Source organism: Pseudarthrobacter sp. H2 (assembly GCF_050157045.1).
In the GTDB taxonomy this organism is placed as follows: Bacteria; Actinomycetota; Actinomycetes; order Actinomycetales; family Micrococcaceae; genus Arthrobacter.
Window position 1 is genome coordinate 4082403 of sequence record NZ_CP189594.1, and the last position, 24717, is coordinate 4107119.

A 24717-nucleotide genomic window follows, 5' to 3' on the forward strand; every position below is an offset into this window, starting at 1 on the left:
GGGAAGGGACGTCAGGCGAAAGGCTCCAGTTCCACCCCGGCGTCCGCGAGTGACTTGCGCACGACGGCGGCCATGGCCGCGGATCCGGGGGTGTCCGCCTGCAGGCACAGCGAATCCGGCCTGACGCGGATCACGGTGCCGTCGACCGCCTCGATTTCGCCCTTCGTGGCGAGCCGGACCGCCCGCCCGGCGATCTCGCCGGCATCCTGCAGCAGGGCACCTTCCTGCGGGCGCGGCACCAGGGTGCCGTCGGGCAGGTAGGCCCGGCCCGGGTAGGCCTCCCCGAACACGGGATGCCCCGCCTCGCGTGCGGTTTCCAGCAGGGCGGAGCCGGGAAAACCGAGGACCGGCAGTCCGGGGTCGTAGGCCTGGATGGCGGAGATGACGGCGGCGGCGTGCTCGGCGTCGCGCACCGTGCGGTCGTAGAGCGCCCCGTGCATCTTGACGTAGTCCACCGAGGCGCCCACCGCGTGGGCCACGCCGTCCAGCGCGCCGAGCTGGTACAGCACCGCGCCGAAAAGGTCGTCGAAGGTCATGTCCAGGGAACGGAGGCCGAAGCCGGCCAGGTCCGGGTAGCCCAGATGCGCACCCACCCGGACGTCGAGTTCATAGGCGGCACGGCAGGTGTCCAGCATGGTCACGGGGTCTCCGGCGTGCAGGCCGCAGGCCACGCTGGCGCTCGTTACCAGCGGGAACATGGCGGCGTCGTCCCCCCTGGTCCAGGTGCCGAAGGACTCCCCCAGGTCAGCGTTCAGATCCAATGCATCAGCCTTTCGTAGCGGCGTCGGGAGACTGCGGTCCGGCGGAATGATCGCCGGGATCGGCCGGGGCTGGACCTGTGCCGGAACCTGCGCCGGCGACGAGTTCGCCGGGAATGGTGTCCGGCATGGGGCCGAAAGCCTCCTTGGCGTTGGCGACGACGGCGCGCCCCATGACGCGGTTGCCCACCCCGCCCACCACGGCGCCGACGCCGAAAGGCAGCGCCCGCCCGAGGAGCGCCGTGCCCTGCCGCCGCAGCAGGCTGCGGAGGAAGGCCTTCTGGAGGTGGTCCCGCACGGAGCCGAACCCGGGGATGGATGTCTTGCGCGCGAACGCGGATCCCCAGGCATCCGGGAGGCCCTTGCCCCTGCCCGCGGCCTGGCCGCTGAGGCTGCCCAGCAGGGCGGTGCCTTCCTCGCCCAGCATGATGGCCATCACCAGGGTGCTGGCCTTTTCCGGATCGACCAGGCGCACGCCGTGAAGTTCGGCCAGGGAGGTGGCGTAGAGGGCTGTGGCCTCCAGGAACGCCACGGTAGCCACGGCGGAGAGGCCAAGGGCGGCGACGGTGCCGACACCCGGGATGACCGCGGATCCCCCCACCAGCGCGCCGCCGCCGGTGACGGCAGCGAGGTAGTCGCGTTCGAGCTTGTCGGCCAGCTGGGCGGCTGTGGCCCGGGGATACCGCCGCTGCAGCCGGCGGATGTTGGCGAGCACCAGCGGCCGCTGGATTTCGATGGCCCGGAGGATCAAGTTGTGGACGCCTGGTTTCGGATTTCCTTGTGCGTCGAAGACCGCTTTCTGGGCCGTCTTCTGGGCGATTTTCAGCGCGGGGTTCTTTCGCATGGCCATCTTCACCTCTCCTGGGAACGGGAACAGCGGGTCGCGGCACCTGGCCCGGACAGCTCTTGGCTGTCACTCACCCTTAACACTAAGCCACCACACCCATGGGCTACCGCCGGGTAGCGTCGGCGGCGCCGGTCCGGGTTCGACGTCGGACCTGCCCGGGGTGGGACGATCCGAAGGGCGCGCCTAAACTGGATCCATGCGCGCACCGAGGGCCCTGCGACCGTTCGCGCACCGGGAATACCGGGTGCTGATTCTGGCGCTGGCGATCTCCATCTTCGGCTCCGGAATGTGGGCCGTGGCGATGGTCTACGAGGTGATCCACCTCGGCGGCGGGCCGCTGGAGCTTTCCCTGGTGGCGACGGCCGGCAGCGCGGGGCTGGTGGCCTTTGTGCTCGCAGGCGGCATCGCGGCGGACCGGTTTCCGCAGCGGCTCCTGATCATCGGGGTTGAGGGCGCAAACCTGGCCGTCATCGCAAGCATCAGCGGGCTGGCCCTGCTCGGCCTGCTGCAGCTTTGGCACCTGGCACTCGGAACCTTCGTGCTGGGCGTCGGGGCGGCGTTCTTCTTCCCGGCCTACTCCGCAATCCTGCCCCGGATCCTGCCGCCGGAGGACCTGCTGGCAGCCAACGGCATGGAGGGGACCATCCGGCCGGTCCTGCAGCAGGCGGCCGGCCCGGCGGTTGCGGGCCTCCTGGTGGCGGCGCTGTCCCCCTCCCACGCGGTGACCGGGGTGGCGGCCTGCCATCTGCTGGCCTTCGGAATCCTGAACTTCCTCGGCCGCGACCTTGGACGGGCGCCACAGGACCCCGGGCCCGGCGGGGAGCGCGCCAGGACCTCACTGCTCCAGGACCTCCGCGAGGGGGTGGGCTACACGGTCCGGACGCCCTGGCTGCTGTGGACCCTGCTCTGGGCCTGCATCTCCGTGCTGTTCCTCATCGGCCCCATCGAAGTCCTGCTCCCCTTCGTGGTCCGGGACCAGCTCGGCGGCGATTCGCGCATGTTCGGCTTCGTGCTGGCGGTCATGGGCGTGGGAGGCGCCGCCGCCTCGCTGGCCACCGCCTGGTTCCCGCTGCCGCGCCGCTACCTCACGGTCATGATGGCCTGCTGGGGAGCGGGAAGCCTGCCGATCGCCGCCGTGGGATTCTTGGACAGTTTCTGGTTGCTGGCCCTCGCCCTGCTCATTTTCGGCGCCACCGAAGGCGTGGGCATGGTCATCTGGGGGACGCTGCTGCAGCGCCGCGTGCCGCCGCAGCTGCTGGGCCGGGTGTCCAGCCTGGATTTCTTCGTGTCCCTGGCCCTCATGCCGATCTCGATGGCCCTGGCCGGCCCCGCCGCCGAAGCACTGCCGCTGTGGCTCATTTTCCTGGCGGCCGGAGGCGTCTGCCCGGTGCTGGCCGTGGCGGCCATGGTGGTCGCCCGGATGCGCGACGACGAACTCGCCCACCCGCTGGACCGCCGCGTGGACCGGACCGGGGCGCGGCGCGGGTAGGCAGTTGGCGGCGGGCAGCGGGCAGCGGGCGGCGCGTGCGGGCAGATCAGGGCGGATCGGAGCCGTCGATCCGCCCTGATCTGCCCGCGGGCCGAGCCCACAGGCCAACCCCGGCGGCAGTGACCCCGGCCCGCGCCTCTCACCCCGCCTCAGGCGCTGGCGCGGACCACCGGGATCGACGCCGTCGGAAGTCCGCTCGGGAAGACCGTGGGCTCGGGAGCCGCGACGGGTGCCAGCGGAACCTGCACCGGGTCGCTGCCGACGGTGACCAGTTCGCCGCGCACGTCGACGTCCAGCGGGCCGCCCTCCCGGACGCTCAGCCGGATGGCCGCCTGGTCCAGTTCGACGTGCAGCAGCCGGCCCCGGATCTTCAGGTGGAAGGCCAGTCCCACCCAGTCCTCGGGCAGCCGCGGATCGAAGTACGGCACAGCGCCCTGGTCGCGCAGGCCGGCGAAACCGCTGACCAGCGAACTCCACACCCCGCCGGTGGAGGCGATGTGCACGCCGTCGATCGTGTTGCCGTGGGTGTCGTCCAGGTCGATGAACAGCGCGTGGGTGAAGTGGTCCAGCGCGGCCTGCCCGTAGCCCACCTCCGCCGCCATGATGCCCTGGACGCAGGCGGACAGGGTGGAGTCGCCGGTGGTGATGGGGTCATAGAAGTCGAAGGCCCGGCGCTTCTCCTCGGCTGTGAAATCCTGCCACTGCAGGAACATCGCCAGCACGGTGTCCGCCTGCTTCAGTACCTGGTGCCGGTAGATCACCAGCGGGTGGAAGTTCAGCAGCAGCGGGTACTTGGACCGGGGCGTGGACCAGTCCCACGGCTCCAGGGCCATGAAGTCGTTGTCCTGCGAGTGGACCTGGAGGTCCACGTCGTAGGGCATGTGCATGCGGTTGGCGGCCTGTTCCCAGAGCTGGCGTTCGGCGTCGTCGATCTCCGGGTGGTCCAGCGCCGCCGCGGCGCGCAGGTTAAAGCGTGCCATGACGTTGGTGTACAGGTTGTCGTTGACGACGGCGGTGTACTCGTCGGGGCCCGTGACGCCGTGGATGTGGAACAGCCCGTGTTTGCCGAAGAAGCCCAGCGAGACCCACATCCGTGCGGTTTCGATCAGCAGTTCGGCGCCCAGGGTGTCCCGGAACTCCTGGTCCCCGCTGGCCCAGATGTAGCGGTTGGTCGCGAAGGCGATCGCGGCGGCGATGTGGAACTGGGCCGTGCCGGCGGCGTAGTAGGCGCTGGCCTCCAGGCCGTTGATGGTGCGCCACGGGAACAGGGCGCCGTTCACGCTGAGCTCCTTGGCGCGGATCTTCGCCTCGGGCAGCATCCCGTGGCGGAACTCGAGGACCTGGCGGGCGTTGCCCGGGCTGGTGTACGTCAGGTAGGGCATCAGGTACACCTCCTGGTCCCAGAAGTAGTGCCCGTCGTACCCGGAGCCGCTGACACCCTTGGCCGGGATGCCGGCGACGTCGGCGCAGGCCGTGGCCTGGGCCAGCTGGAAGAGGTTCCAGCGGACGGCCTGCTGGAGTTCGGCCTGGCCGGCCACGACGATGTCGCTCGTGGTCCAGTAGCCGCGGTAGTGCGCCGCGCTTTCGGCGAAGATCTCGCCGATCTGCCTGAGCCCGGCTTCGGCGGCGCCGGCCAGGTCCTCGACGTTCTGCCCGACGGCGTAGCTGACGGTCTTCTCCAGCACGAACGGCACCTCGGGGCCGACCGCCAGCACATAGCGGACGCTGCTTTCGTCCTGGTCCACCAGGGTGTCGAAGGGCTGGACGCCGGCGGAGGTCCAGTGGTCCACGGCCATGCCGAGCCGCTGCCTGGACTCCGCGGCCTCCCAGGACAGCCGCAGGGAGCCGTCGCCGCCGTCGAGCCGCACGGGCAGCAGCACACGACCGGCGTGGCGGCCGGCGCGGCGCGGGTCATGCTCCGAGGGGTCGTCGACCGGCTGGTCTTGGCGGTTGATCACGGAGGACGTGACGTCGGCGGAGATGTCCCGGTCCGCTTCCAGCTCCAGCGAGATGCCCAGCGCGCCGCGGGACTCGTAGCCGACGGCGCGCCGTTCCCTGGTGGTGACCGTGGCGCCCGAACGGCACCGCCAGGTGATCCGGCATTCGTAGATGCCGGTGGCGAAGTCAACGCTGCGCCGGTAGTCCAGGACGGTGGATTCGGCCAGGCTGAGCGTCTCGCCGTCGATGATCACGGTGAAGTTATTGGCGTCGGGGATGTAGAGGATCCGCTGGCCGGTCCGGGCGAAGCCGTAGGCGTTTTCCGCGTGCTTGATGTCCCAGGTCTCGTGGAAGCCGTTGATGAAGCTGCCCGGAAGGTCGGCGTCGGCGGCCGCCCAGTGCGCGCCGCGGATGCCCAGGTGGCCGTTGCCGAGGCTGAAGAGGGTTTCCAGCGTGCCGGCGTTGCCGGGCACATGGACGGTTTCGACGAGCTGCCAGGGGTCGTTGGGGAACCGTTCGCGGTCCGAGGTGACGAGGGCCATGGTTGGTTTCCTTTGGCGGGTATCTGCTGCTGCGGGTGACGGGGGTGCGGGCGGTGCCGGGGCTGCGCGGGGGTTAGAGCAGTTCGGCGAGGTCGGTGACCACGAGGGTGGCGCCGGCGTCCAGCAGGGTCTGCCGGCCGGCTCCCCGGTCCACCCCGATCACGGAATGGAAGTTCCCCGCGCTGCCGGCCTGGACGCCGGAGACGGCGTCCTCGACGACGGCGCACTCCTCGCTGGGCAGGCCCAGCAGCCGCGCGGCGTACTCGTACGTGGCCGGGCTCGGCTTGCCGGCCAGCCCCTCGGCCACGGCGACGACGCCGTCCACCACCACCGGGAACCAGCCGGACAGCCCCGCGGCCTTGAGCACCGCCGGGGCGTTGCGGGAGGAGGAGACGACGGCGAGCTTGAGTCCGCGGGTCCGCGCGGCTTCGATGAACCGCACCGAGCCCTCGTAGGGCGTGACGCCGCCGGCCGCGACGATGTCGTTGAACACCTTGTTCTTGCGGTTTCCCAGGCCGTGCACGGTGTCGTTCGTCGGATCGTCGTGCAGCGGGCCCTCGGGCAGGGCGATGTTGCGGGACGCCAGGAAGTCGCGGACGCCGTCGAACCGGGGCTTGCCGTCGATGTGCTCGAAGTAGTCGCTTTCGCGGTAGCCGGCCGCCCCGGGGACAGAGCGGAGGAAGCCGTCGAAGAGTTCCTGCCAGGCGCGTTCGTGCACCACCGCCGTCGGCGTCAGGACGCCGTCGAGGTCGAAGAGGATGGCGGAGGCGCCGGTCCAGTTCGAGGCTGCGGTGTCGGGGAGCTCAGTCACGATGCGGTGTCCTTCCAGACGGGGGTCAAGGCAGGTCGGTGGTCAAGGCAGGTCGGAGGTCGGGCAGGTCGGCGATCATACGGGCGGCAGGGAAGCCGGCCGGCATCAACAGCGATGGGCCAGGACGGTCGCTGGCGGAGGTGGAGTTTTTCAATCAGCAGCGTGGCGGCGAAGGCGCCCTGATCGGCTACCGGCTGGGCGGTTGTGGTCAGTCCTGTGGTCAGTCCCGGGAACCAGCTCATCTGATGATCGTCCCTATCCATGATGGACACGTTTTTCGGCGCTGACAAACCGGGGCCCCTCAGGGCGTCTGCCGGGGGCTGCTCCGCGGGCGTCAGTGCAGCACGTCAGCGCAGCACGTAGTGGCGCAGGAACGCGCCGACGTCCACCAGCTCCGCCGCGGAGATGGCGTGCCCCATTCCGGGATAGGTCCGCGCCGTGAGCTGGGTGTTCCGCTCCAGCCATTCCCCGGTGTATTCGGTGGCGGGGCCGTTGATCACGGGATCCGCCCGGTCCCGGCCCCAGAAGAACGGCGGCGGCGAGTCGAAGGATTCGCTCATCGCCAGCAGCTCGTTGTCCAGGACAAACCCGGAAAGCCCGACGACGGCCCGGAACTGGGCCGGCCGGAGGCGCAGCAGCGTGCTCGCCATGGCCATCCCCTGCGAGAAGCCGAGCAGGCTGACGCTGCTGTGCCGGGCCTTGACCGAGTCAATCCAGGCGAAAACGGCGTTCGTGCTTGAGATGACGTCGGCGAAATCGTGGGTGAGGAAGTAGTCCAGCAGGAACCAGCCGTGGTGGTCCCCGATCATCTTCGGGCCGCGCAGGGCCGCGCAGCTGAACCCGGGCGGAAGGGAACCGAACAGCTTCGCCATCCGCGACTCGTCCGTGCCGTAGCCGTGCATCATCACCAGCAGCGGGGTGCCGGCGCGTTCGTGTTCCGGCCTGGACCAGACGACTGTCTCCATCGGCCCAGCCTAGCTTTCCCCCGCGGGCCGGCGGTCAGTCCGCCGTGATCACCAACGCGGTGCTGTGGCCGCCGAATCCGAAGGCGTTGGCTATGCCCGCCGTCGCCGACAGGCCCGAGACCGCTTCCGGAATGATGTTCAGATCGATCCCGCCATCCGGGTCTTCAAGGTTGCGCGTGCCCGGGAAGGCCCCGGTCCGCAACGCCTGGACCAGAACGACGGCGCCGAGCGCGCCGGCGCCGCCGAGAAGGTGCCCGGTGAGGGATTTCGTTGACGTGACGGGAACCCCGTTTCCGAGGACGGCCTTGATGGCTTCCGCTTCCAGCCGGTCCCCCACCGGCGTGGAGGTCGCGTGGGCGTGGACCGCGCCGATGTCCCCGGGGCTGAGGCCTGCGGCCGCAATCGCCTTTTCCATCACCCGGCGCTGCATTGCCGGATCAGCGGCGACGATGTCGACGGCGTCGGACGTGACCGCCGTCCCGGCCACCACGCCCAGTATTTCCGCCCCGCGGGCCCGGGCATGGTCTTCCCGTTCCAGCACCAGGATTCCGGCACCTTCGGCCAGCACGAATCCGTCGCGGTCCCGGTCGAAGGGCCGCGATGCGGACTGCGGGTCCGCGTTGCGCGTGGACAGGGCCCGGATTTGCGCAAAACCGCTGATGATCAGGCCGTTAATGCAGGAATCCACGCCGCCGGCAACCACCACGTCCGCGGCCCCGGCCCGGATCATGTCGGCCGCCTGCGAGATGGCTTCCGCCCCGGAGGCGCAGGCGCTCACGGGAGTCCTGGCACCGCCTTTGGCGCCGATGTCCATGGACACCCAGGCGGACGGGGCGTTGGTCATGATCCGGGTAAGGGTGTGCGGGGAGACCCTGCGCGGGCCGCTGGCATCAAGCGTCCGGGCCTGCTCCAGCGTGGTGTCCAGGCCGCCGTAGCCGGAGCCGATCACGACTGCCAGCCGCTCCGGGTCCGCTTCCGGACGGCCGGCCTGCGCCCAGGCTTCCCTGGCCGCGATGAGCGCGAGATGCCCGCACCGGTCCATCCTCCTGTATTCGGGAGTGGAGAGCAGCGACGGCACGTCCACTGTGACCCGGCCGGCCATCCGGACCGGCAGCTCCTGCGCCCAGTCCTCGTCAAGCGCCACGATTCCGGAGCGCCCGGCCAACAGTGCGGCCCAGGTCTCGGCCGCCGTGCCGCCTACGGGCGTCACCGCACCCAATCCGGTGACAACTACCCTGGGGGGAACTTCAGACATTGGCAACCGTGTTTCTGTGAGTCCAGCGGGGAGTGCCGGGCCGGGCGTGCTTGACGGGCCGACGCGTTGCTTTAAGAGTACGTGCCACCAGCCGGGGCCAGGCCGCCCCGGCCGTCCGGTCCGCCAGGTGCATGCCCGCCCCGGCCGCCCGGACCGCCAGGTGCATGCCCCACGCCCGGGGCCGCGAGTGGACATGATCCCGAAATGCCCACTCCCCGGCGCGACCACTGGGCATGTCCCCCGCGGACCCACAGCCCGGTTCTGTGTTCTTGTTGTTTTCCATTGACAAAGCCACAAGTTCAAAGATAAAGTCAATCAATTCCACTTTTGGTGACGCGGGTCACTGGAACGGACGAGGATTCACAGAGCCGCCGGCCGTGATTGACCGGGCAGCCAGCAGCACCGACGCAATGGAGGGCAAGTGTTCGCCGAGGAACGCCAACAGCTGATCGTGGGGTTGATTGCCACGAGCGGACGGGCCAGCGTCACGGACCTGGCCGAGCGCTTCAGCATCACCACCGAAACAGTCCGCCGGGACCTCGCCGCGCTCGAGGTCGCGGGCAGCGTCCGCCGCGTCCATGGGGGCGCGGTCCCCCCCGACCGTTTCAGCACCACGGAAGAAAGCATCCTCGAGCGGGCCATCCAGCGGCAGCCGGAGAAGACCCGCATCGCCGAGGCCGCCCTGGCACTCATCCCCCAGGGCCGCTCCGGCAGCGTCCTGATCGACGCCGGCTCCACCACCGAGGCCCTCGCCGAACTCCTGTCGGCCCGCACGGCCGCGACGGCCGCGACGACCGGCGCCGCCTCACACGCCGGCGTCGAACTCACCGTCATCACCCACGCGCTGCCCATCGCGGCAAAACTGTCCGGGGAACCCGGCATCGCCCTGCACCTGCTGGGCGGGAAGGTCCGCGGGCTCACCCAGGCCGCGGTGGGCCAGTCCACGGTGGAGGCCGCGCGCCGGATCCGCCCGGACATCGCCTTCATCGGCACCAACGGCATCCATGCGGCCTTCGGGCTGAGCACGCCCGATCCTGAAGAAGCCGCAGTCAAGGCCGCCTTCGTCCAATCAGCGCGCCGCATCGTGGTGCTGGCTGATTCCTCCAAGCTGGACGCCGAAACCCTGGTCCAGTTCGCCTCGTTGAAAGATCTGGACACCTTGATCACAGACCGGAAACCCAGCCAGGGCCTCGCCGACGCCCTTGCGGATGCGGGAGTGGAGGTAGTGGTCGCATGATTGTCACACTGACCGCCAACCCGAGCCTGGACCGCACCGTGGCCCTGCCCGGGCCCCTGCTCCGCGGGGAAGTCCAGCGGGCCGTCTCGGTCCGGCAGGAATCGGGGGGCAAGGGAGTGAACGTCTCCCGCGCCCTCGCCGCCTCCGGACTGAAGACAATCGCCGTGCTGCCCGGCGGCGAGACCGATCCCGTGCTTGCCGGCCTGCGGGACGGCGATGTGCCGTTCGCCGCCCTGCCCATCGGCGATCCGCTGCGCAGCAATGTGGCGCTGACGGAGCCCGGCGGCGTCACCACGAAAATCAACGAGCCCGGGCCGGTGCTAAGTGAGGACCAGCAGGAAGCCCTGATCGGGCTGCTGCTGGACCAGTCCCGCGGCGCCAGCTGGGTTGTCCTGGCAGGCTCGCTCCCGCCGGGGGTCCCGGCCGACTTCTACGCCACCGTCACCCGGCGGTTGAGGTCGCTCAATGACGGCAACGATGCGCCGCGCATCGCCGTCGACTCCTCCGGCGCCCCGCTCGCCGCCGTGGTCTCCGGCGACGCCGCCGGGAAGCCGGACCTGCTCAAACCCAACGCCGAGGAACTGGCGGAACTGGCTGCCGCAGCCGGGTTCGCCACGGACAAGTCCGCCGAGGAACTCGAAGCGGATCCGGAGGCTGCCGCGGCGGCCGCCGCCGCCGTCGTGCGTTCCGGCGTGGGCGCGGTACTGGCCACCCTCGGTTCCAAGGGTGCGGTGCTTGTAACGGCCGACGGCGCGTGGCTGGCCACGCATCCGCCGGTCAACGCGGTCAGTACTGTCGGCGCCGGGGATTCCTCGCTCGCCGGCTACCTGCTCGCCGCCAGCCGGGGCGCCGCCCCGGCCGATTGCCTCCGTCAGGCGGTGGCCCATGGTGCCGCCGCCGCTTCCCTGCCGGGCTCCACGGTCCCGGCGGTCCATCAAACCACCCCCGACGCCGTAACCATCACGGCCTTGAAGAAGGATTGACAGTGACTCAGCTCATTACCACCGAACTGGTCGAGCTCGACCAGGACCTGGGCGGTTCGCCCGAGGACGTGATCCGGCACCTGGCAGGCAGGGTCGCGGCCAACGGACGCGCCACCGAAGTTGAAGGCCTCTTCGCCGACGCCTTCGCCCGGGAGCAGAAGACCGCCACCGGCGTGCCCGGCGGCATCGCGATCCCGCATTGCCGCTCCACTGCCGTCACGGAGCCCACCCTGGCCATGGCACGGCTCTCCCGGCCGGTCGATTTCGGCGCCAAGGACGGCCCGGCGGACCTCGTCTTCTTTATCGCGGCCCCCGAAGGCGCGGACCAGGAGCACCTCAAACTGCTCTCCAGGCTGGCCCGCTCGCTGATCAAAAAGGACTTCAGGGCTGCCCTGCGTGACGCCAGCTCCCCGGCGGAGATTGTTGAACTGGTCGACGGCGCCCTTGCGGACAAGCCCGCGGCCCACACCGCCGAAGCCCCGGCCGCAGTCGGCGCCGCGGCCGGCGCCGCCGCCGGCCTGTCAGCTAATGCCCCGGCTGCTCCTGCCGCCGGGGAAGCCGCGGGAGCCCGCCGGTCCGGCGCCCCCAAGCGCCTCGTGGCAGTCACCGCCTGCCCCACCGGCATCGCCCACACCTATATGGCCGCCGATTCGCTGGTGGCCGCGGCCAAGGAAATGGGCGTGGACCTCCAGGTGGAGACCCAGGGTTCCTCCGGCGCCAAGCCGCTGGATCCCGCGGTCATCGCCGCCGCCGACGCCGTCATCTTCGCCGTCGACGTGGACGTCCGCGGCAAGGAGCGCTTCGCCGGAAAGCCGGTCATCAACGCCCCGGTCAAGCGCGGCATCGACGAGCCGGAGAAAATGGTCCGGGAGGCCCTGGCCGCAGCGGACAACCCCCATGCCCGCCGCGTGCCGCACTTCGGCGCCGAGGAGCAGGCCGAGCACGAGGCCGAGGAAAAGGGCGAGCACATCGGCCAGAAGCTGAAGAAGGCCCTGCTCACCGGTGTCAGCTACATGATCCCGTTCGTGGCCGGCGGCGGCCTGCTGATCGCCCTCGGGTTCCTCATGGGCGGCTACCTGATCACGAAGTACGCGGACACGATCATTGTGGACAACAGCCTGTTCAACCTGCCCACGCAGTTCCCGGACAACGCCTGGGGCCCGCTCGGCGCCTACCTCGGTGCCGTCCTGTTCAAGATCGGTGCCCTGTCCCTCGGGTTCCTCGTGCCCGCTCTGGCCGGGTACATCGCCTTCGCAATCGCCGACCGGCCGGGCATCGCGCCGGGCTTCGTCGCGGGCGCCGTCGCCGGATTCATGGGCGCAGGCTTCCTCGGCGGCATCGTGGGCGGCCTGCTGGCCGGCTATATCGCCCACGTCATCGGCCGGCTCAGCGTGCCCCGCTGGCTGCGCGGCCTGATGCCCGTGGTGATCATCCCGCTGCTGGCCTCCCTCGTCGCCTCGGGCCTGATGTTCCTCATTCTCGGTGGGCCGATCGTCGCCATCACCAAGGGCCTCAACGGCTGGCTTTCCGGCCTCACCGGCGCCAGCGCCATCGCCCTCGGCGTGATCCTCGGCCTCATGATGTGCTTCGACCTCGGCGGACCCGTCAACAAGGTCGCCTACGCCTTCGCCGTCGCCGGCCTCGGCGCCGCAACCCTGGAAAACCAGGCGCCGTGGCAGATCATGGCCGCGGTCATGGCCGCCGGCATGGTCCCGCCGCTGGCCATGGCACTCGCGTCGACCGTACTGGACAAGCAGCGCTTCAGCCTGGCCGAGCGTGAAAACGGCAAGGCCGCGTGGCTGCTGGGTGCCTCCTTCATCTCCGAAGGCGCCATCCCGTTCGCCGCGGCGGACCCGCTGCGCGTCATCCCGGCCAGCATGCTCGGCGGTGCCGTCACCGGCGCCATGTCGATGGCCTTCGGCGTCGGCTCCAAGGCCCCGCACGGCGGATTCTTCGTCTTCTTCGCGATCGACAACTTCCTGATGTTCTTTGTCTCCATCGCGGTCGGAACCGTGGTGTCGGCCTTCGCCGTGATCGCGCTCAAGCGCTGGGCAGTCAAGAAGACCGTTGATACGGTTGAAGCGGTTCCCGTAACCGTCTGACCCGGTCCAGGAAATCCTTCCCCAAGCTGAACGTACTGATATCCAAGGAGCAGAAATGACCGAACGTAACGCCACCATTGCCAGCCGTGTGGGGCTGCATGCCCGTCCGGCAGCCATCTTTGCCGAGGCAGCAGGCGAGTTCGATCTCGAGATCACCATTGCCCGGCTGGGCGAACCGGAAGACGAGGCCATGGATGCCGCCAGCATCCTGTCCCTGATGAGCCTTGGCGCCGCCCACGGCGAGATCGTGGTGTTGCGCGCCGAGGGTGAAGGCGCCGACGCGGCCCTGGACCGGCTGGTCCAGGTCCTCGAGACGGACCACGACGCCGAGTAGCATCCCGCAGTGCCGAAGGCCCGGCCGCACCCCTGAAAAGGTGCGGCCGGGCCTTCGGCGTTCCGGAAGCAGGCCGCCCGTCGTCGTGGCCGCATCATGAAAATCCTGCAACCGTTCTTGGACGCGGTGCACAAGGTTTTCCCAACTGGGGTGTGTCAGGCTCCCCCGGTGGGAGCCGCAAAAGTGGCGGTGACCATCGGCTCATGTTGAGGGGTTGGTAGTCGGGCTCAATCGCCCGGGGCGGCGCAGGATTGACGTGCCGTCTGTTCTCAGGCTGCCTGCGGCCCATGGGACTTCATCGGAGTGAAGTTTTTGGAGGCCGGAACCAAGCGTTGCTTTCGGGGGAACGGGGGGTCCACTACACCGTTACATGCTCTCTGAAGGATGAACCATGAAAAAACACTCAACCGCACCGACATCGTTCCGCCAAGTGCTCGTGCTCCTCGCGGCGGCCGGCCTGGTCGTGACTGCGGGTGTAGGTCCCGCGGACGCCAAGGGCGGCACCGCGAAGCCGCCCAAGGGGGCTGTCTCGCCCTGGGTGGTCCCCACCCTTCCGACGCCGGCTTTCTCCGTTCCGGCTGCCCAGCTGCACGGTTTCAATGACACCGGCCTCGCGCAGAACGCCACCGTCAGCAACGCCGACTGCCCGACTGCCGCTCGGGCCGCGCAGGGTGGAACCGTCACGCTGAACGGCGTCCTGATCACGATCCCGTGCAACCTGGTCGTCCAGATGCCGGCCAACACACTGAGCTGGGCACAGTTGTTTGACGGGACCGGTGGCAGCGCTCCGCTGTCCACCACGGATCTGGAACTGCAGGCTGTGGGAAATATCGTCGGCACCCGCCACATCGCCGGCCTTGTCTTCATATCCCAGCAGTCGATGAACGGTGGCCGCGGCGTGATCACGGCCCTGGATTACGCCAACGGTTCCATGCAGGTGGCCAACGCCGCCGGCGGAACCGTGACCGTCCAACTGAACGACCCCACGATCCCCGGACTGAAGGACAGCACCGGGGCGGAGACCGGACGATTCAGTATCGGCAAGTCGCCGGACAACCGCTTCAGCGTTGACCAGGACAACCCCACGGTCCACTCCGGTACCGGCTACCCGATGTGCGTTCCGCGCACGGATCCGAGCGTTGCCGATGACCCGTTGTGCCCGCAGAAGAACCGGCCGCTGGCACCCCCGTCTCCGAACCCGGCGGCCATCCCGGCCTGCCGCAATTTCAGTACGGCCGGGGTCGCGCTGCCTGTCAGCGGCGAGCTCAGCGCCCCGGCCGCGGGCCAGGTCTACTGCTCACAGTTCGTGATGCCCTCCACGGCAACCCGCACGGCCACGCAGCCCGATGCCCGCCAGCAGGCGCCCTTTGAAGTCGGCGATTTCGTGGACTTCTCGGGCACCCTTATCCGTGGGGCCAACGGAGCCCGTGACTACATCTCCGCTCACACGGTCGAGGCCAACGTGGGCATTTACACGCAGCCGGGAACCCAGCCCAGCTATCTGGCCATCGGCTCGTTCGGGGTCGGTACGGCAGACCCGCTGGCAACTGCAGTCAATGGGGTGGGCCAGGAAACGCAGGACCGGATCTTCCTCGAGACTCAGACCACGGATGTCAAGACACCGGTGGACATCTACTACGAGGACCGGATCACTGACGGTCCCCTCAGCGGCACCGTCCGCAACCGGTGGGTCACCCCGTTCGAGATGACCGGAGAGAACGCGGCCCCGGTCAGCGGCCCCAGCGGCGGGATCACCACGCAGAACGCCGGCCCCCAGCCGCAGCGGGCCCGCCTGCGGGCCACCAAGGCACCCAACGGGCTGCTCAGCCAGCCGGACCGAACCGTACGTGTCGGCGTTCGCAGCCTGTGCATGCCGACACCCGTGGATCCCACCACGACGACGGTCAATCAGACGGCCCTGGACGCGTGCTTCACGAACGCTGTCAGATGGGCCAACGGGCTGCAGCCGGGCCAGTACGTTGCCCCGGTCTTCGAGTTCATTTTCCCGGAGAACGTGAAGCCGGGGGACCTGCTGGTGCCCAACGATCTCTGGCACCTGCCCTTCCTCGTCAACGGTGAGGGCGCCGGCAACCCCGGTGCCCTGACACCGGCGCCGTGGTAAACGGCAAGGGCTGACCGGGACGGCTGCGGCCGGATGAAAAACAACCACACCCGCCGGCGGGGACTGACCTCGGGGGTCCTGGCCACGGGCCTGCTCGCCGGCTGCGCCGGGACTCCCCTGTCCGCGCCGGGGCCGTCCGAGATATCAGGAAGCACGACGGCGTCAGCCACGGTGCAGCCATCGGCTGCACGGCCGGCTGTCTCGCCGCCGGCGTCGGTGCCACGGGGCCAGGTCCTCGTGGCACCGCCGGCCGGCGGCCGGCACGGTAACGGCGGCGGGGCGGATACGCGCAGTGCCGCGCAGGCTCTGCCGGCGGACTGGCCGGCGGAGATTCCGCTTCCGCCTGGACTCCTGGCGGGATCTACGGGTATGGCGCCCCGGTGGAGCGTGATGCTGCTGGTCGAGGGCGGGGCCGCGGAAGCCCTGGCCTCGGCCGTCAGCTTCTACGCCGCCGGCGGTTTCACCCCCGGCGGCACCGCGCAGCTGCACCGTAACGGCTACCAAGTCGTCATGGTCGCCGCCAACAGGGACCACTCGCCCACGGAAACGAACCTGACCATCTCAGTCATCAAGGGGTAGTCCGTCCGGCCATGGGGCCTCAAACCCTGGTCGGGCAGAACCCAATCTTTCCCAAGGTCCGCAGGTCACAGTGGCCGGGTGGGAACCGAAAAGCAAATTCTCACCGCATAAGGCGGGGAGATTGCCCGTGATCGGGATCTTCAATCTTGGGGACCACGCACACGGGATCACGTCCCTTGGCCGCAGGAGCCCCTCGGCCCGCATGAAGGAGGCACACACAAATGTCCGAGAAATCCATAAACGCAGCGGGGCTGTCCCGCCGTACGCTCTTGCGGTTGGGGGCGGCGGGGGGAGCCGGGGCCGCATTGGTCGCGGCGCAGGGCTGGGGCGGTCCGTTTCTCGCTCAAAGGGGTCTGCTTTCGGCCGATGGCGCGTTCGCTGCTACGTCGACAGCGCTTGGCGATCTGTTGTTTTACATCGAGGCATTCCCGACGAGCCCGCTGATCATCTCGCCGTTCGTGGATCCGCTGCCGATCCCCAAGGCGCTGGCCCCGACGCCGAAGCTGGGTGACGGTTCCCGGAAGGGATACACCGAGTGGAACCAGACGCCCGGACCCGGCATGGGCGAGCAGAACTCGATACGCAATGAGCGGCACCAGATCTGGCCCGGCAAAATCGGCTACCCCGATCCCGTCGTGTACAAAATCGACCTCCTGGTCCGCCCTCATGCGTTCACCACCTCGCAGGTGCTGCCGATAGACGCCAAAGGGCGCCCGACTGTCTCCTTCGATGCATCGGGCAAAACTGTCGCGGCTGGCACCATGCGGACCCTGCCGCTGAGCACGATTTACGGCTTCAACGGCACCTTCCCCGGGCCAATGATCAACGCCGAGTACGGCAAACCCGCGCTGGTGCGCTTCGAGAACCACCTGGACGAGAACCCCTTCAACCTCGACCGCCAGGACTTCGGATCCCCGGACTGGTCCTTCCTGACCCACCTGCACAACGCTCACACCGCACCCGAAAGTGATGGAAACCCGCACTACTCCATGGTGTCCGGTCCCAAGCACCCGGGCTTCAGCCCGCAGATGTTCGTCGACAACCTGTACTTGAACTGGCCGGCCGGCGGCGACGACCGGGAGAAGCAGAGCTTCTTCTGGTTCCATGACCACACGATGGACCACACCGGCTCCAACGTGTACAAGGGCCTGGTCGGCCTGTACCCGATCTACGATCCCAAGAACGGCATGGACATGGGGGACGAGCGCCAGGGCTTGCGGCTGCCCGGCGTCCGGAAAGACAACCCGGATGGGTCCTTCGACGTCGAGTACGACGTCCCCCTGGCCTTCTACGACACCCGCCTGGACGACGGCGTGACCGTGCACAAGGACATCCACGACGTGCAGGGAGATTTCCCGGCTGCCAAGAACCCGGCCCGGCACCCCGAGTGGTGGGGCAAGTCCTTCTACAAGCATTTCCCCAGCCACGGGTTCGTCGGCGACATCTTCACCGTCAACGGCACGGCCAACCCTGTGATGGAGGTCAGACGGCGCAAGTACCGCTTCCGGTTCCTCGACGCCTCCATTGCACGCATTTACGAGTTCAAGCTGATGAGCTCGAGCCAGGGCCCGAAGTCATCAGCGTCGCTCGGCTACCAGGGCGACGAGCTCGAGGGCCAGTACCGCATCCCGGACGCGCAGCAATGCATGCAGTTCACCCAGATCGCCTCCGACGGCGGACTTCTGCCGTTTCCGATCACGCGGGACTCGTTCGAACTGTGGCCGGCCAAGCGGCGCGAAGTCATCATCGACTTCACCCGGTACCAGGACGGCACGCCCACCACCAAGGGCGATGTCATCTACCTCACCAACGTCATGAAGATGCCCAACGGCCGGATGTGGTCCAACTCATCGCGCTTCCTCCCTGATCCCGCGTACAGGGTTCCGGTGCTGAAGTTCGTGATCGGCGACGACGCGCCGGACAACAGCCAGATCCCCTCGGCGATGCGGCCGCTGCCGCCGCTGCCGGGCAACTGGAAGAACCTTCTGGACAACCGCCTGATCTTCGAGGTCAAGCGCGGCAGCGCCGGCGGCGAGATCGAATGGCTGATCAACGGCAAACCCTTCGATCCCTCCACGGTGGCAACGAGTTTGAAGAACAAGGCGGGCCGCACACCGCCCGCCCGGCAAAAAAAGAACAGCTTCAACCTCTGGGAAATCCGCAACGGCGGCGGCGGCTGGGTACACCCCTTCCACCTGCACATGGAGGAGCACCGCACCGTCATGCGCAATGGCAAGGACGTGACCCGCGGAGACCCCTCCCATCCGGACGACGTCTCCCGGGAAGACCTGGTGGCGCTCGACCCGGGCGAGGCGGTGATCGTGTACCGCGGATTCCGCGACTTCGTCGGACCCTATGTGGCCCACTGCCACAACCTGGCCCACGAGGACCACGCCATGATGTTCGGCTGGGAGATCACGCCGTGACCGCCTCCCGCCCTTCCCATTGAACCCGGGCGCCGGGGTTTGCCGGCCCAGACAAACCCCGGCCCCGACAACGGATATGCGAGGTAATGGAAGATGATCGAGAAGACAGCACTCCCCGACTCCGTCCGCGAGCGCAGCGGCGCGGCCCCTGACGGCCCAGGCGTCCCATGGTTGACGGTCGTATTGCTGGCTGTCGTGATGGCTTTCGCTGACGGCTTCTGGATGGTTGTGCTGCGGGGGGCCGTCGGTGCCATCGAGCGCACGCAGGAGCCCTTTGCCAGCTGGCTGCACGAGTCCACCGCGGTCCTCCCATTGTTCATGTTGGCTGTGCTGGCAGCTCTCACGCTGGCGCTGCGATGGTTCGGGCCGGTCCTCTCCAGGCCGCGTACGGTCATGGCCACGGGGCTCCTGGCCGCGGGGGCGGGCACACTTGTTGGCATCGCCGAGATTGCTGCCAGCACCGCCTGGGACTACCAGCTGCAGTTCCAGCTCATTAACTCGCTGCACCACATGGCCACCGCGAGCATCCTGCCCCTTCAAGAGCAGGCGTCCCTCGGGCTACAGCTTGACGCACTCGGCTACGGCAGCGCGATACTCCTCGGCACCAACGTCGTGGCGATCGGCTGGGTGGTGGCGATCCGGGGCGGCCGGCTGGACGTCAGCCGGACTCGACAACGCACGGCCCGCAGCGGCCGAATTGACCACCGACGTCTGTTTCTGGCTGCCGCGCTGTTCGGTAGCACTGGCATCCACGCCGCCGTCGCACCGGAGCACCTTGGCCTGTGGGTCGCCGCCGGCGCCTTCTTCCTCACCCTCGCCGCAGCGGAGCTCGTCGTTGGCCTCCTGCTGCTCGGCGGCGGCAAGCGCACCCCGCTCCTGGCCACCGTGGCACTTTCGATCGTGCCGTTGGCACTGTGGTCGTACTCCCGCACAGCCGGGCTGCCCTTCGGACCCGACTCAGGCGTGCCCGAAGCGGTCGGCCTGGCTGACTGTGCTGCCGGTTTCCTGGAACTGGGCACTCTGCTGGTCGCCGTCGTCCTACTCCGAGGCAAGGAACGGATCCCCGGACGCCCACTCGCATCAGCCCACATCCGTTCGCTCCCGGTCGTGGCCGCGATCGCCATCAGCGTCCTGGGACTCGCAGGAACCAGCCCGGGCTGGCTCGAAAGCCCGGGAAATTCCGGAGGCGAGTCGGTTAGCGTAGCCCATCATTGAGACGCACAGAGCCGGACCGTGCACTGGTTGTTCACGGCCGCGGAGGGACTGGCTGGACGATCAACGGAAGAGCTGCTCGTAAGTGCTTGTCAGCACGAAGTGGCACCACTAGTTTGGAATCCGCGGCACCACTACCCGTGGACGGCCGCGGCTTGACTTCCAGGCCGAAGTAGATAAGCACGGACAGGGAGCGCGGTAGCCATGCCCACGAAGAAGAACGCCCCGCGGGGCTCCGAGAACCCGAGCATCAAGGACCCGGAACTGTACGAGGAACTCCTGGCGGACGGCGCCTCCAAGCAGAAAGCGGCCCGCATCTCCAACGCCGCCGCAAAGCGGGGCCGTTCCGCCGTCGGGCGCAAGGGCGGCAAAGCCGGTGACTATGAGGACTGGACAGTCCCCCAGCTGAAGGAACGCGCCAAGGAGATCGGCCTCAAGGGCTACTCGGCGAAGAAGAAGAGCGAGCTCATCTCCGCGCTCAGGAACTCCTGATCCCGATGCCGGCGGCCGGCAAGGACTGCCCTTCCGAAGCCTCAGGCCTCCTTGCGGGTGCTCTTGGGCGCGGCTTTAGGGGCGGCCTTGGCGGCGGTCCTCGACGAAGCCTTGGGGGCGGCCTTCGGGGCGGTTTTCCCGGCGGATTTGGCGGCCGCCGCCTTCGGGGCGGTCTTCGCGGCGGGCTTGTCGGCGGGCGTGTCCTGGGCGGACGCCGCCCCGGCTCCGCGCTTCTTGTCCAGGCTCCGCTTGAGCGCCTCCATCAGATCGATCACCTCGCCGTTGCCGGCTTCCGCGGCGGCGGCACCGAAGGTTTCCTCGGTGTCCAGCGACTCCCCCTTTTCCAGCTTCGCCTCGATGAGCTGGCGGAGCTGGACCTGGTAGTCGTCCGTGAACTGTTCCGGTTCGAAGTCGGCGGCCATCGAGTCCACCAGGGCTGCGGACATTTCCCGCTCCTGCGCGGAGATGCGGACGGAGGCTTCCAAGGCCGGGAAGCTGGCTTCGCGTACCTCGTCGGCCCAGAGCAGGGACTGCAGCATCAGCACGTCGTCGCGGATCCGCAGGGCGCCCAGCCGGGTCTTCTCGCGCAGGGCGAACTGGACAATGGCCACCCTGTCCGTGTCCTCGAGGGCCCGGCGCAGCAGCACGTACGCCTTGGGCGATTTGGAGTCCGGTTCCAGGTAGTAGCTCTTCTCGAACGTGATGGGATCGAGCTGTTCGGCCGGAACGAACTGCACCACTTCGATCTCATGGCTGTTCTCCGCGGGGATGGACTTGAGCTCCTCCCGGCTGAGGACGACCGTGCGGCCTTCGTCTTCGTAGGCCTTGTCGATGTCCTCGTAGTCCACGATCTTGCTGCAGACCTCGCAGCGGCGCTGGTAGCGGATCCGCCCGCCGTCGGCGTTGTGGACCTGGTGGAGGCTGATGTCGTGGTCTTCGGTGGCGCTGTAGACCTTGACGGGGACGTTGACCAGCCCGAACGCTATCGCGCCTTTCCAGATGGCTCTCATGGATCAAGTGAACATCAGACTCGTGCGGAGGTGAAGCCTTTTGGCCAACGGTAAGGATCAGGCCCAGGATCAGGCCCAGGATCCGGGCCCGTCCGGCGGCAGGCAGCGTGTCCGGGTCGGTGGCCGCGAACTGGTGGTGAGCAGCCTGGACAAGGTGATGTATCCGGAAACCGGCACCACCAAGGGCGACGTCCTGGCCTACTACGCGGCCGTGGCACCGGTGCTGATCCCCGCCGCCGCCAACCGGCCGGCCACCCGGAAGCGCTGGGTGCACGGCGTGGGCACCGCGGAGGCTCCAGGCGAGATGTTCTTCCAGAAGAACCTGGACGAATCGACCCCGGGCTGGGTTCCGCGTGCCTCGATCGCCCACAAGGAGCGCACCAACCAGTATCCGCTGGTCAACGATGCGGCCACCCTGGCCTGGCTCGCGCAGATCGGCGCCCTGGAGATCCATGTGCCGCAGTGGCGCGTGGACTCGCACGGGAACGCGACGCCGCCGGACCGGCTGGTGCTGGACCTGGACCCGGGCGAGGGGGCGGGCCTGGCCGAATGCGCGGAGGTCGCCAGGCTGGCCCGCGCCATCCTGCAGGACGTGGGCCTGGACCCGGTGCCGGTGACCAGCGGCAGCAAGGGCATCCACCTCTACGCCGCGCTGGACGGGACCCAGAGCTCCGAGCAGATCTCGGACTTCGCCCATGAACTGGCCCGGGCGCTCGAGGCCGACCACCCGGAGCTGGCCGTGAGCGACATGAAGAAGACGCTGCGCACCGGCAAGGTCCTGGTGGACTGGAGCCAGAACAACGCGGCGAAAACCACCATCGTCCCCTATTCCCTGCGCGGCCGGCTGAAACCCATGGTGGCGGCACCCCGGACCTGGCGCGAGCTCAGCTCCGCCTCGCTGCACCAGCTGGACTACCGGGAGGTGATGAAGCGGGTGAAGGCCAGGAAGGATCCCTTCGCCGTGATCTCCGGGGGCGCCCGCCACGGCGGCCATCCGGAAACGCCCGCCGCCGGCAACGCCGACGACGGCGCCGAGGGCCAGGACGGGGCTGCGGACCCCCGGCTGGAGCCGTACCGCAGCAAGCGGGACGCGGCCGCGACTCCCGAGCCGTTCACCGCGGAACGGCACAGCAGCGGCGCGGACAGCGGCATGGTCAGCGGCACGCCCCGGGAAAAGTTCGTGATCCAGGAACACCACGCCCGCCGGCTGCACCACGACCTCCGGCTGGAGCGCGACGGCGTGCTGGTCTCCTGGGCCCTGCCCAGGGGCGTCCCCACCTCCAAGGAAAAAAACCACCTCGCGGTCCAGACCGAGGACCATCCGATGGACTACGCGGACTTCGAGGGCACCATCCCCAAGGGCCAGTACGGGGCCGGGACGGTCAGCATCTGGGATCGGGGGTACTACGAGTGCGAGAAATGGATCGCGGGCAAGGAGGTCATCGCCACCCTCACCGGCGGGGAGGGCGGCGGCCTGGGCGGCACCCGCAGGTTCGCCCTGATCCACACCGGCCAAGGCAACGACCAGTGGCTCATCCATCTGATGGACCTCCCGGGTTCGAAGCACGGACACACCGCCCCTCCGCCGGGGGCCGGCGCGGAGACGGAGAAGCCCGGGCCCGCCGCCGTTTCCGCCGGGTCCCCCGCCGCTGCCGCTGCCGCCGTCGTCCTCTTCACGCCCATGCTCGCCAGCCCCGGAACCCTCGCGGACCTGCCGGACAAGGACTGGCAGTTTGAACTCAAGTGGGACGGGGTGCGGACCCTGATCATGGGTGATGCGACGAAGATCCGTCTCCTCAGCCGCAACGGCCACGATGTGTCCGCGACGTACCCGGAACTGACGGACCGCGCCTGCTGGCCTGAACAGGACTTCGTCGCCGACGGCGAGATCATCGCCCCGGGAATCTCCGGGATGCCCGATTTCGGGCACCTGCAGGGGCGGATGAAACTTACCCGGCCCGACGACGTCGCGAAGGCGCGCGCCTCCATCCCGGTGCGGCTGATGCTCTTCGACCTGCTGTCCGAGGGCGGCGAGGACCTCCGCCGCCTGCCCCTGACGGACCGCCGGGGCCGCCTGGAGGCGTTCTTCCGGCCCTCCGGCTGCCCGGTGGAGCTCTCCGGAGTGATCGACGACGAGGCCCGGTACATCCTGGAGTCCGTCCACGAGCTGGGGATGGAAGGCATCATGGCCAAGCGGACGGACGGCCGCTACGTCGGGCAGCGGAGCCAGTCCTGGCTCAAGCTGAAGCTCGAGCGCACCCAGGAAGTGGTGGTCGGCGGCTGGCGTCCGGGGAAGGGCGAGCGGGAGCCGTCGGTGGGCTCGCTGCTGGTGGGCATCCCTGAGGGCTCCAGGCTGCGCTACGTGGGGCGGGTGGGGACCGGCTTCAGCTCCCGCGAGCTCAAGGAACTGCGGCAGCAGCTGGACGCCATGGGGCGCAAGACCTCGCCCTTCAAGGACGTGCCGGCGGCTGACGCCTCCGATGCCCATTGGGTGAGCGCCAGGCTCGTCGGGGAGGTCAGCTACGGGGAATGGACGGGCAGCGGGAAGCTCCGGCACCCGGTGTGGCGCGGCTGGCGGCTGGACAAGGAACCGGCCGATGTCGTGGTGGAACAGGGCTGAACGGCCGCCGCAGTGGCGCCACGCGCCAGGAACGCTACGAGAGCTGGCGGAAGTCGCTGACCTCCGCAGCGGTGGGGTACGCCGTCTGGGTGCCCTTGCGGGTGGCCGCCATGGCCGCGGACACGGAGGCGTAGCGGGCGGCGTCCACCAGGGAGTCGCCGGCGGCCAGGCGTGCGGCCACCCCGCCGGTGAAGGCGTCGCCGGCGCCGGTGGTGTCCACGGCGTCCACCCGGGTGGGCGCAATCCGCACCACCGGGGTGGCGGAGGTTGAGTCCAGCACCACGGAGCCCTGCGAGCCCAGCGTCACCAGCACCTGCGCCAGCCCGTGGGCGGCAAACTGCGCCACGGCGGGCTCCCACTCGGCCTCCGGCGCCTCCGGGGCGGGCATCTCGAAGCCGCCCAGGAACTGCGAGGCCTCGTGGGCATTGACCAGCAGCACATCCGTCAGCCCCGCCAGCGCCTGCGGAATCTGCGCATACGGCGAGAGGTTCAGCAGCACCCGGGCGCCGGCGTCGTGCCCGGCCTGCGCGGCGGCCTGCACCGTCGCCAGCGGCACCTCCAGGCACAGCCCGACGACGGCGGCACCGTCGAAGGCGGCCGGGTCCAGATCCTCCGGTGCCAGCGTTCCGTTGGCGCCGGCGGCGATGATGATCGAGTTCTCCCCGGCCGCGTCCACGGAAATCACCGCGACGCCGGTGGGCTCGGCCGTGTGACGGACGCGTGCGACGTCCACGCCCGCCCCGGCCGTGGAGGCCAGCAGCATGGCGCCGTTCGCGTCGTTGCCCACCGCGCCGATCAGCGTGACGGCGCCGCCCAGCCGGGCCGCGGCCACGGCCTGGTTGGCGCTCTTGCCGCCGGGGTTCACGGCGAAGCCGCTGCCGTGCAGGGTTTCGCCCGGCAGCGGCAGCCGCTCGGTGTAGATGGTCAGGTCCGCGTTCAGCGAGCCCACCACCACAATGCGGCCGGCGTTCGAGGTGTTGGTCGGTGCCTCCATG

General features: G+C 69.1%; 19 protein-coding genes. 11 read left to right on the forward strand and 8 right to left on the reverse strand.

The genetic code is table 11. The features are described 5' to 3' along the window. Positions 1–11: 11 nt before the first annotated feature. Positions 12–761 carry a LamB/YcsF family protein gene (locus ACQCSZ_RS18915; RefSeq protein ID WP_427005207.1) on the reverse strand — a complete coding sequence of 250 codons (750 nt, stop codon included), beginning with the start codon at positions 759–761 and terminating at the stop codon, positions 12–14. 4 nt (positions 762–765) lie between these two features. Then, entirely contained in the window at positions 766–1608 is an 843-nt protein-coding gene (locus tag ACQCSZ_RS18920) for a hypothetical protein (protein ID WP_427005208.1), read from the reverse strand. 193 nt (positions 1609–1801) lie between these two features. Between ACQCSZ_RS18920 and ACQCSZ_RS18925 the strand changes: the two genes are divergently transcribed. After that, entirely contained in the window at positions 1802–3094 is a 1293-nt protein-coding gene (locus ACQCSZ_RS18925; RefSeq protein WP_427005209.1) for an MFS transporter, read from the forward strand. A 149-nt stretch (positions 3095–3243) separates the two neighbouring features. On the opposite strand, the gene ACQCSZ_RS18930 is transcribed toward ACQCSZ_RS18925, so the two are convergent. From ACQCSZ_RS18930 to ACQCSZ_RS18945, 4 genes are all read right to left on the reverse strand, one after another. Then, positions 3244–5574 carry a glycoside hydrolase family 65 protein gene (locus ACQCSZ_RS18930; protein WP_427005210.1) on the reverse strand — a complete coding sequence of 777 codons (2331 nt, stop codon included), beginning with the start codon at positions 5572–5574 and terminating at the stop codon, positions 3244–3246. 73 nt (positions 5575–5647) lie between these two features. Beyond that, positions 5648–6385: an HAD family hydrolase gene (locus ACQCSZ_RS18935; protein ID WP_427005211.1), complete on the reverse strand. Its 738-nt coding sequence runs from the start codon at positions 6383–6385 to the stop codon at positions 5648–5650. 347 nt (positions 6386–6732) lie between these two features. Next, positions 6733–7350: an alpha/beta hydrolase gene (locus ACQCSZ_RS18940; protein ID WP_427005212.1), complete on the reverse strand. Its 618-nt coding sequence runs from the start codon at positions 7348–7350 to the stop codon at positions 6733–6735. Between the two features lie 34 nt (positions 7351–7384). Next, positions 7385–8605: a beta-ketoacyl-[acyl-carrier-protein] synthase family protein gene (locus tag ACQCSZ_RS18945; protein ID WP_427005213.1), complete on the reverse strand. Its 1221-nt coding sequence runs from the start codon at positions 8603–8605 to the stop codon at positions 7385–7387. 421 nt (positions 8606–9026) lie between these two features. Between ACQCSZ_RS18945 and ACQCSZ_RS18950 the strand changes: the two genes are divergently transcribed. The 9 genes from ACQCSZ_RS18950 (at position 9027) to ACQCSZ_RS18990 (ending at position 20092) form a co-directional block, all read left to right on the forward strand. Further along, complete coding sequence (locus ACQCSZ_RS18950; RefSeq protein ID WP_427005214.1) at positions 9027–9842, forward strand: DeoR/GlpR family DNA-binding transcription regulator; 816 nt, start codon at positions 9027–9029, stop codon at positions 9840–9842. Then, positions 9839–10825 (forward strand): 1-phosphofructokinase family hexose kinase, encoded by a 987-nt coding sequence (locus tag ACQCSZ_RS18955; protein WP_427005215.1) that lies wholly within the window; start codon positions 9839–9841, stop codon positions 10823–10825. Before ACQCSZ_RS18950 ends, ACQCSZ_RS18955 begins: the two co-directional genes overlap by 4 nt. A 2-nt stretch (positions 10826–10827) precedes the next feature. Then, positions 10828–12927: a PTS fructose transporter subunit IIABC gene (locus tag ACQCSZ_RS18960; protein WP_427005216.1), complete on the forward strand. Its 2100-nt coding sequence runs from the start codon at positions 10828–10830 to the stop codon at positions 12925–12927. A gap of 55 nt (positions 12928–12982) precedes the next feature. Further along, positions 12983–13261 (forward strand): HPr family phosphocarrier protein, encoded by a 279-nt coding sequence (locus ACQCSZ_RS18965; protein ID WP_427005217.1) that lies wholly within the window; start codon positions 12983–12985, stop codon positions 13259–13261. Between the two features lie 391 nt (positions 13262–13652). Then, the gene (locus tag ACQCSZ_RS18970; RefSeq protein WP_427005218.1) at positions 13653–15383 is read left to right on the forward strand and encodes a hypothetical protein; all 1731 of its coding nucleotides are present in this window, start codon (positions 13653–13655) and stop codon (positions 15381–15383) included. A 33-nt stretch (positions 15384–15416) separates the two neighbouring features. Beyond that, the gene (locus ACQCSZ_RS18975; RefSeq protein ID WP_427005219.1) at positions 15417–15962 is read left to right on the forward strand and encodes a hypothetical protein; all 546 of its coding nucleotides are present in this window, start codon (positions 15417–15419) and stop codon (positions 15960–15962) included. 407 nt (positions 15963–16369) lie between these two features. Then, a complete protein-coding gene (locus ACQCSZ_RS18980; protein ID WP_427005220.1) occupies positions 16370–18388 on the forward strand; it encodes a multicopper oxidase family protein in 2019 nt (672 codons plus the stop codon). Between the two features lie 93 nt (positions 18389–18481). Beyond that, positions 18482–19603, forward strand: a complete 1122-nt coding sequence (locus tag ACQCSZ_RS18985) for a hypothetical protein (protein WP_427005221.1) — start codon at positions 18482–18484, stop codon at positions 19601–19603. A 201-nt stretch (positions 19604–19804) separates the two neighbouring features. Continuing rightward, on the forward strand, positions 19805–20092 hold the full coding sequence (locus tag ACQCSZ_RS18990) for a DUF7218 family protein (RefSeq protein ID WP_427005222.1): 288 nt from the start codon (positions 19805–19807) through the stop codon (positions 20090–20092). 41 nt (positions 20093–20133) lie between these two features. Here ACQCSZ_RS18990 and ACQCSZ_RS18995 read toward each other — a convergent pair whose 3' ends face one another. Continuing rightward, positions 20134–21102 carry a Ku protein gene (locus ACQCSZ_RS18995; protein WP_427005223.1) on the reverse strand — a complete coding sequence of 323 codons (969 nt, stop codon included), beginning with the start codon at positions 21100–21102 and terminating at the stop codon, positions 20134–20136. A gap of 157 nt (positions 21103–21259) precedes the next feature. On the opposite strand from ACQCSZ_RS18995, the gene ACQCSZ_RS19000 reads away from it, so the two are divergent. Continuing rightward, a complete protein-coding gene (locus ACQCSZ_RS19000) occupies positions 21260–23722 on the forward strand; it encodes an ATP-dependent DNA ligase (protein ID WP_427008390.1) in 2463 nt (820 codons plus the stop codon). 34 nt (positions 23723–23756) lie between these two features. On the opposite strand, the gene ACQCSZ_RS19005 is transcribed toward ACQCSZ_RS19000, so the two are convergent. Beyond that, the gene (locus tag ACQCSZ_RS19005) at positions 23757–24716 is read right to left on the reverse strand and encodes a ribokinase (protein ID WP_427005224.1); all 960 of its coding nucleotides are present in this window, start codon (positions 24714–24716) and stop codon (positions 23757–23759) included. Between the last annotated feature and the right edge of the window lies 1 nt (position 24717).